Source organism: Corynebacterium sp. HMSC30G07, assembly GCF_001806945.1.
In the GTDB taxonomy this organism is placed as follows: domain Bacteria; phylum Actinomycetota; class Actinomycetes; order Mycobacteriales; family Mycobacteriaceae; genus Corynebacterium; species Corynebacterium riegelii.
Window position 1 is genome coordinate 1 of the sequence record NZ_KV786481.1, and the last position, 6,384, is coordinate 6,384.

Below are 6,384 nucleotides of genomic sequence, written 5' to 3' on the forward strand. Positions count from 1 at the left end.
TCGGTTTATCCACACGAAATGTCCCTTAAGCCGGGTTTGTCGTGTGCTCGGGGCTTTTGCTTTGCTAGGTTTTTCGCATGGGCATTGATGCATCCTCCAGCGCAGTTCTGCTTGCGCTTGGTATCTCGCTGCTGGCCGGGCTTGCTACCGGCCTGGGCGGCCTTGTAGTGGTGCTCAAGCGTGCCCCAGGAGCGGCGTTCCTTGCTTCCGCGTTGGGCTTTTTCTGCCGGTGTCATGATCTACATCTCCTTTGTAGAACTGCTCCCAGAAGGCATCGCTGGGCTTGAAGGGGCCGGAAATGCTCGTGCTGAGCTTTGGGGTGTCATTGCGTTTTTCGGCGGGCTTGCGTTGATTGCGCTTATAGACCGCTGCGTGCCCGAAGAAATCAACCCTCACGAAGAGCCCCACCACCTGAGCGTCGGCGGGATTTCGCGGGCGCGAATGCGAAACGTTGGCCTTGTGGCGGCGGCTGCCATTGCCATCCACAATTTCCCGGAAGGATTTGCCACCTTTGCAGTAGCACTGTCAGATCCTGCGCTAGCGGCGCCATTGGCAATCGCTATTGCGATCCACAACATTCCAGAAGGTGTGGCGGTAGCGGTGCCGATGCGTGAGGCGACCGGTTCGCGTTGGAAAGCCTTCGGCTGGGCCACGCTCTCCGGTCTGGCGGAACCGCTTGGTGCCTTGATTGGTTTCCTGCTGCTGCAGCCTTACCTGGGCCCGCAAACGCTAGGGATTACGTTTGCTGCGATTGCGGGCATCATGGTCTTTGGCAGTCTGGACAAACTGCTGCCCACGGCGATTGCCACCGGCAAGCATCACGCCGCGATGTACGGCACGGTTGCGGGCATGGCAGTCATGGCCGCAAGTCTGCTGATCCTGCCGGGGTAGCGCCTCGAAGGCCTATACTTCCCACATGGGTCTACTGCGATTTATCCTGAACGTAATTTGGCTGTTTACTGCCGGTATCTGGCTGTTTATCGGCTATATTCTGGCGGGCATTGTGGCATGTCTGCTCATTGTGACTATTCCGTTCGGCCTGGCGTCGTTCCGCATCGCGGGCTACGTGATTTGGCCGTTCGGGCGAGAGGTGATCCAAGGCAACGTCGGCGCCCTCGGGATGTTAGGCAATGTCATCTGGTTCATTGTGGCGGGGCTTTGGCTGTCTATTGGGCATATTGTTACCGCCGCGGCGCAGGCTGTCACCATTATTGGCCTGCCGCTGGCGTGGGCAAACCTGAAGCTGATCCCCGTCACGTGCTTCCCGTTTGGCGCACAGGTGGTGGATTCCAATGATGATCGTGCGCGCTACGCGCCGGTAGTTGGATAACGTGCTCTAGCTGCTCGTTTGTTTTGTATCCATGAGCTGATTTATGATGAGCGGGCTGTCTTTTCAGCGCCCCCATCGTCTAGAGGCCTAGGACTCCGCCCTTTCACGGCGGCAACACGGGTTCGAATCCCGTTGGGGGTACGGCCCTGTGGCGCAGTTGGTTAGCGCGCCGCCCTGTCACGGCGGAGGTCGCGGGTTCAAGTCCCGTCAGGGTCGCCATATCGCCCCGAGGTTTTCCTCGGGGCGCTTTGCGTACGTAGATATGGGCCTGGGTGCCGTATTCGACGCTGTGGCGGCTACATGTCCGCACACTATCGGCAAGCAAAACCACTAAAAACATATAACTACCTGCTGATTTGTGGCTTGTCGCGTAGTCTGTGTAAGGTATCAACTCGTGCAACAGCACAGAAACAAATAAATAAGGCCCTGTGGCGCAGTTGGTTAGCGCGCCGCCCTGTCACGGCGGAGGTCGCGGGTTCAAGTCCCGTCAGGGTCGCTGAATTGCTTGGGAAACGAGTAGTTCTGGCCAGATAGCTCAGTTGGTAGAGCACACGCCTGAAAAGTGTGGGGTCGCCAGTTCGATCCTGGCTCTGGCCACATCTCAAATACACCCCTCCTTGCTGGTAGTGATACCGCGGGGAGGGGTGTATTCGTTTTGTCTGTAGGGTGTGACTATGGCTAACAACGACTACCAGCTTTCCAAGAACGAAGCCGCGGGCCAGTACGAGCTCACCATGGGTGATGAGGTCGCCGGCTTTGCAAGCTACGTAGACCGCGACGATGTGCGAGTGCTGCCGCACACGGTGGTGGAGCCGAAATTCCGCGGCCAGGGGCTCTCACGCCCGCTGATTCAGTACGCGCTCGATCAAGCGCGTGCGGATGGCATGAAGGTCGACCCAGCGTGCTCTGCGGTGGCGAAGTTCATCGACCAGAACGCGGACTATCAGGACCTGCTGGCCTAAACCAGCACTGGCCTAAACCAGCACTGCCTAGACCAGCATCTAGACCAGCATCTAGACCAGCGCCTAGACCAGCGCAAGCACGGCTAGATCGTGTAGTGGCCCGGGTCGACGTAGCAGTCCGGGTCAACCAAGTGGGTTTTTTCGCCTGGGTTCTTGGGGCGAATCTTCGCTGGGATACCCACAGCGATGGAGTGCGGCGGCACGTCCTTGGTAACTACGGCGTTCGCGCCTACAGCGGAGCCTTCACCAATAACGACGGGGCCGAGCACTTTGGCGCCGGCGCCGATCGTCACGTTGTCACAAATCGTCGGGTGGCGCTTCGTCTGTGTGAGCACTTGGCCGCCGAGGGTGACGCCGTGGTAGAGCATCACGCCGTTACCAATCTCGGCGGTCTCGCCAATCACAATGCCCATCCCGTGGTCGATGAAAAACCGCCTGCCAATGGTGGCGCCGGGGTGGATCTCAATACCGGTGAAGAATCGGTTTGCCTGCGACAGAATCCTGGCGGGCGCTTTCCAGCCGCGTTTCCACATCGCGTGACAGAGGCGGTGCACCCAGATTGCGTGCAGGCCGGAGTACACAATTGCGTTCTCTACGTCGCCTCGTGCCGCGGGGTCGTGGTCCCGGGCATTCGCCAAATCCTCACGGACAGTCGCGATGATCTTCAACAGCATAGAAGGCAGCTTACATGCGTAACCCCCGCGTCCCGTGGTGTTGGATTCATGGGAGGCGGGGGCGTTGGGCGTCGTCAAGCGAAAAGCTCCTAGTCGCGGATGTCCTCGTACAGGACGGTGGAGACGTAGCGCTCGCCGAAGTCCGGGATGATCACAACGATGGTCTTGCCGGCGTTCTCCTCGCGCGCGGCCAGCTCAAGGGCTGCCTTCACGTTTGCGCCTGCGGAGATGCCGCCGAGCACAGCGTCCTTCACTGCCAGCTCGCGAGAGGTGGCAACGGCGTCCTCGTTGGTCACGGCGATGATCTCATCTACCACGCCACGATCCAGCGTGCCCGGCACAAAGTTTGCGCCCAGGCCCTGGATCTTGTGCGGGCCAGCCTCGCCCTTGGACAGCAGCGGGGAAGCGGCCGGCTCAACTGCCACAGCCTTGACGTCTGCTTTCTGCTCCTTTAGGTACTTGGCGCTACCGGAGATGGTGCCGCCGGTGCCTACACCTGCAACGATGATGTCAACTTCACCGTCGGTGTCGCTCCAGATCTCCGGGCCGGTGGTGTTGTAGTGGATCAGCGGGTTCGCCTCGTTTTCAAACTGGCGAGCCAGGATGGCGTTGTCGCGCTCCGCCACAATCTCGTTGGCCTTCTCCACGGCACCCTTCATGCCGGCAGCGCCCGGGGTGAGCACGATTTCTGCGCCGTATGCACGCAGCAGCACGCGACGCTCCGTGGACATGGTTTCCGGCATGGTCAGGACAACCTTGTAGCCCTTTGCCGCACCTGCCAGCGCGAGTGCGATACCGGTGTTGCCGGAGGTTGCCTCAACGATGGTGCCGCCCGGCTTGAGCTCGCCGGAAGCCTCGGCAGCCTCAACGATGGCCTTGCCAATGCGGTCCTTCACTGAGTTTGCCGGGTTGTAGAACTCCAGCTTGGCCAGCACGCGAGCCTTCGCACCGTGCGCTTCGGTGATGCTGTTGAGCTCAACCAGCGGGGTGCCGCCGATGAGTTCAAGCACGTTGTTTGCAATCTTTGCCATGGGTTTTCTCCTTGCTTTAGCGTTTCTTCGTTGGAAGTATACACCCCCAAAGTAGACCGTCCAGTTTTTATTCGCCAGACAGAGCAGTCTGCTTTACGACGCCCATCACAACGCCCTCCCACCTGCCCAACGCTTCGCTCCCAGGGGGTGGAATTTGGCTACCCCCGCTTAGGGGTTATCATCATGCGCATGACTGTGGATGACCAACGGGTCAAAGACGACGATGACTCAATCCGTGCCGCACTGACCGCACTGAAGACGGCCACCGGAATTCCGGTTGCAATGTACGGCACTTTGCTTGCAGACAACCGCGTGCAAATCACGCAGTGGATCGGTCTACGTACTCCGGCGCTGCAGAACCTGGTGATTGACCAAGGCGCTGGCGTGGGCGGGCGTGTCGTTGCCACCCGTCGTGCAGTTGGTGTTTCTGACTACATGCGCGCCAATGTCATCTCGCACGAGTATGACAAGCAGATCCAGGAGGAAGGCCTGCACTCTGTTGTGGCCGTGCCTGTGATCGTCCAGCGCGAGATCCGCGGCGTGCTCTACGTTGGTGTCCACTCCACCGTGCGCTTGGGCGACAAGGTGATTGAAGAGGTTACCCTGACTGCCCGCACGCTTGAGCAGGACTTGGCGGTGAACTCTGCGTTGCGTCGTCAAGACGGTGGTAAGGCCTCCACCAAGCAGGGCCGTGTGATGAACGGCGCGGAATGGGAGCAGGTGCGTGCCACCCACTCGAAGCTGCGCATGCTTGCCAACCGCGTTGATGATGAGGGCTTGCGTAAAGAGCTTGAGCAGCTGTGTGACCAGATGGTTTCCCCGGTTCGTGTCAAGCAGACCACCAAGCTTTCCGCACGTGAGCTGGACGTTTTGTCCTGTGTGGCACTTGGCCACACCAACGTTGAAGCGGCAGAAGAAATGGGTATTGGCCCGGAGACCGTGAAGTCGTACCTGCGCAGCGTGATGCGCAAGCTTGGCGCGCACACACGGTACGAGGCGGTCAACGCCGCCCGCCGCATCGGCGCATTGCCGTAGGTACGCTTAGTGCCGTGAAGGAACGATTTTTAGTCACTGGCGGCACTCGGCTCGAAGGCGTTGTCAAGGTTGACGGCGCCAAAAATAGTGTGCTGAAGCTCATGGCGGCAGCACTGCTTGCAGAGGGCACAACAACCCTGCACAACTGCCCGGAAATCCTGGATGTGCCCCTGATGGCGCAGGTCCTTGAGGGCTTGGGCTGCGAGGTTCTTATCGACGGCCAGACGGTCCGCATCACCACCCCAGCACAGATCTCCCCGAACGCAGACTTTGACGCGGTGCGTCAGTTCCGCGCCTCCGTTGCAGTACTGGGCCCACTTGTTGCTCGCTGCCACGAGGCGCGCGTTGCGCTTCCGGGTGGAGACGCTATTGGTTCGCGCCCACTCGACATGCACCAGACCGGCCTGGAAAAGCTGGGTGCAACCACCCGCATTGAACATGGCGCGGTTGTTGCGGAAGCCGGCGAGCTTGTTGGCGCGAAGATCAGTCTGGACTTCCCGTCTGTTGGAGCAACGGAAAACATCCTCACCGCCTCTGTCTTGGCAAAGGGCGAGACCGTGCTGGATAACGCAGCGCGTGAGCCGGAGATTGTGGACCTGTGTGAGATGCTCAATGAAATGGGTGCGCAGATTGAGGGGGCGGGCACGTCGACGTTGGTGATACGTGGCGTGGATAAGCTTGCACCCATCGAGCACACCGTGGTGGGGGACCGCATTGTGGCAGGCACCTGGGCCTATGCCGCGGCCATTACGCAGGGCGACATTACGGTAACCGGGATTGCGCCGCGCCACCTGCACCTGGCGCTGTCCAAGCTGAAGCTTGCCGGCGCGGATGTGGAGACCTATGACAACGGCTTCCGCGTGCGCATGGACCAGCGCCCAAAGGCAGTGGATTATCAGACCCTGCCGTTCCCCGGGTTTCCTACAGACTTGCAGCCCATGGCCATTGCGATTGCAGCTATTGCCGACGGCGTATCCGTGATCACCGAGAACGTCTTCGAAGCCCGCTTCCGCTTTGTGGATGAAATGTTGCGCCTTGGTGCCGACGCAAACGTGGACGGCCACCACGTAGTCATCCGCGGCGTGGAGCGTTTGAGCTCTACCGACGTGTGGTCTTCCGATATCCGCGCAGGTGCGGGCCTTGTCCTGGCTGGCCTTGTGGCAGAGGGCCAGACCGTGGTGCACGACGTCTATCACATTGACCGCGGTTACCCGTCCTTTGTTGAGCAGCTTTCTGCCCTAGGGGCGAAGATTGAGCGCGTAAGCGACAGTAAGCACGCGTTATAGCGTTACTTATAGCGTTGCGTTTATGTCGGTTTACCTGCGGATTTGTGTTGTGTTGTGGGTGTGTGT

General features: G+C 59.9%; 6 protein-coding genes, 4 tRNA genes and 1 pseudogene. 9 read left to right on the forward strand and 2 right to left on the reverse strand.

The genetic code is table 11. The features are described 5' to 3' along the window. Positions 1 to 77: 77 nt before the first annotated feature. From zupT to HMPREF3104_RS11485, 7 genes and pseudogenes are all read left to right on the forward strand, one after another. A pseudogene (gene zupT, locus HMPREF3104_RS11455) lies at positions 78 to 891 on the forward strand (zinc transporter ZupT). 25 nt (positions 892 to 916) lie between these two features. Beyond that, positions 917 to 1,330 carry a YccF domain-containing protein gene (locus tag HMPREF3104_RS11460; RefSeq protein WP_052206238.1) on the forward strand — a complete coding sequence of 138 codons (414 nt, stop codon included), beginning with the start codon at positions 917 to 919 and terminating at the stop codon, positions 1,328 to 1,330. Between the two features lie 68 nt (positions 1,331 to 1,398). Then, positions 1,399 to 1,471, forward strand: a tRNA-Glu gene (locus HMPREF3104_RS11465). Between the two features lies 1 nt (position 1,472). After that, a tRNA-Asp gene (locus HMPREF3104_RS11470) sits at positions 1,473 to 1,549 on the forward strand. A gap of 203 nt (positions 1,550 to 1,752) precedes the next feature. Next, positions 1,753 to 1,826: transfer RNA gene (locus HMPREF3104_RS11475), tRNA-Asp, on the forward strand. Between the two features lie 28 nt (positions 1,827 to 1,854). Continuing rightward, positions 1,855 to 1,927, forward strand: a tRNA-Phe gene (locus HMPREF3104_RS11480). Between the two features lie 77 nt (positions 1,928 to 2,004). Then, on the forward strand, positions 2,005 to 2,292 hold the full coding sequence (locus HMPREF3104_RS11485) for a GNAT family N-acetyltransferase (protein ID WP_070496074.1): 288 nt from the start codon (positions 2,005 to 2,007) through the stop codon (positions 2,290 to 2,292). A gap of 83 nt (positions 2,293 to 2,375) precedes the next feature. Here HMPREF3104_RS11485 and epsC read toward each other — a convergent pair whose 3' ends face one another. Both epsC and cysK read right to left on the reverse strand, forming a co-directional pair. Further along, on the reverse strand, positions 2,376 to 2,966 hold the full coding sequence (epsC, locus tag HMPREF3104_RS11490) for a serine O-acetyltransferase EpsC (RefSeq protein WP_070496076.1): 591 nt from the start codon (positions 2,964 to 2,966) through the stop codon (positions 2,376 to 2,378). An 89-nt stretch (positions 2,967 to 3,055) separates the two neighbouring features. Further along, complete coding sequence (cysK, locus tag HMPREF3104_RS11495; protein WP_070496078.1) at positions 3,056 to 3,997, reverse strand: cysteine synthase A; 942 nt, start codon at positions 3,995 to 3,997, stop codon at positions 3,056 to 3,058. A 189-nt stretch (positions 3,998 to 4,186) separates the two neighbouring features. Here cysK and ramA point away from each other — a divergent pair, with 189 nt between their 5' ends. Then, positions 4,187 to 5,032: an acetate metabolism transcriptional regulator RamA gene (ramA, locus tag HMPREF3104_RS11500; protein WP_371441059.1), complete on the forward strand. Its 846-nt coding sequence runs from the start codon at positions 4,187 to 4,189 to the stop codon at positions 5,030 to 5,032. A 14-nt stretch (positions 5,033 to 5,046) separates the two neighbouring features. Then, positions 5,047 to 6,318 (forward strand): UDP-N-acetylglucosamine 1-carboxyvinyltransferase, encoded by a 1,272-nt coding sequence (murA, locus tag HMPREF3104_RS11505; protein ID WP_070496079.1) that lies wholly within the window; start codon positions 5,047 to 5,049, stop codon positions 6,316 to 6,318. Positions 6,319 to 6,384: the final 66 nt, after the last annotated feature.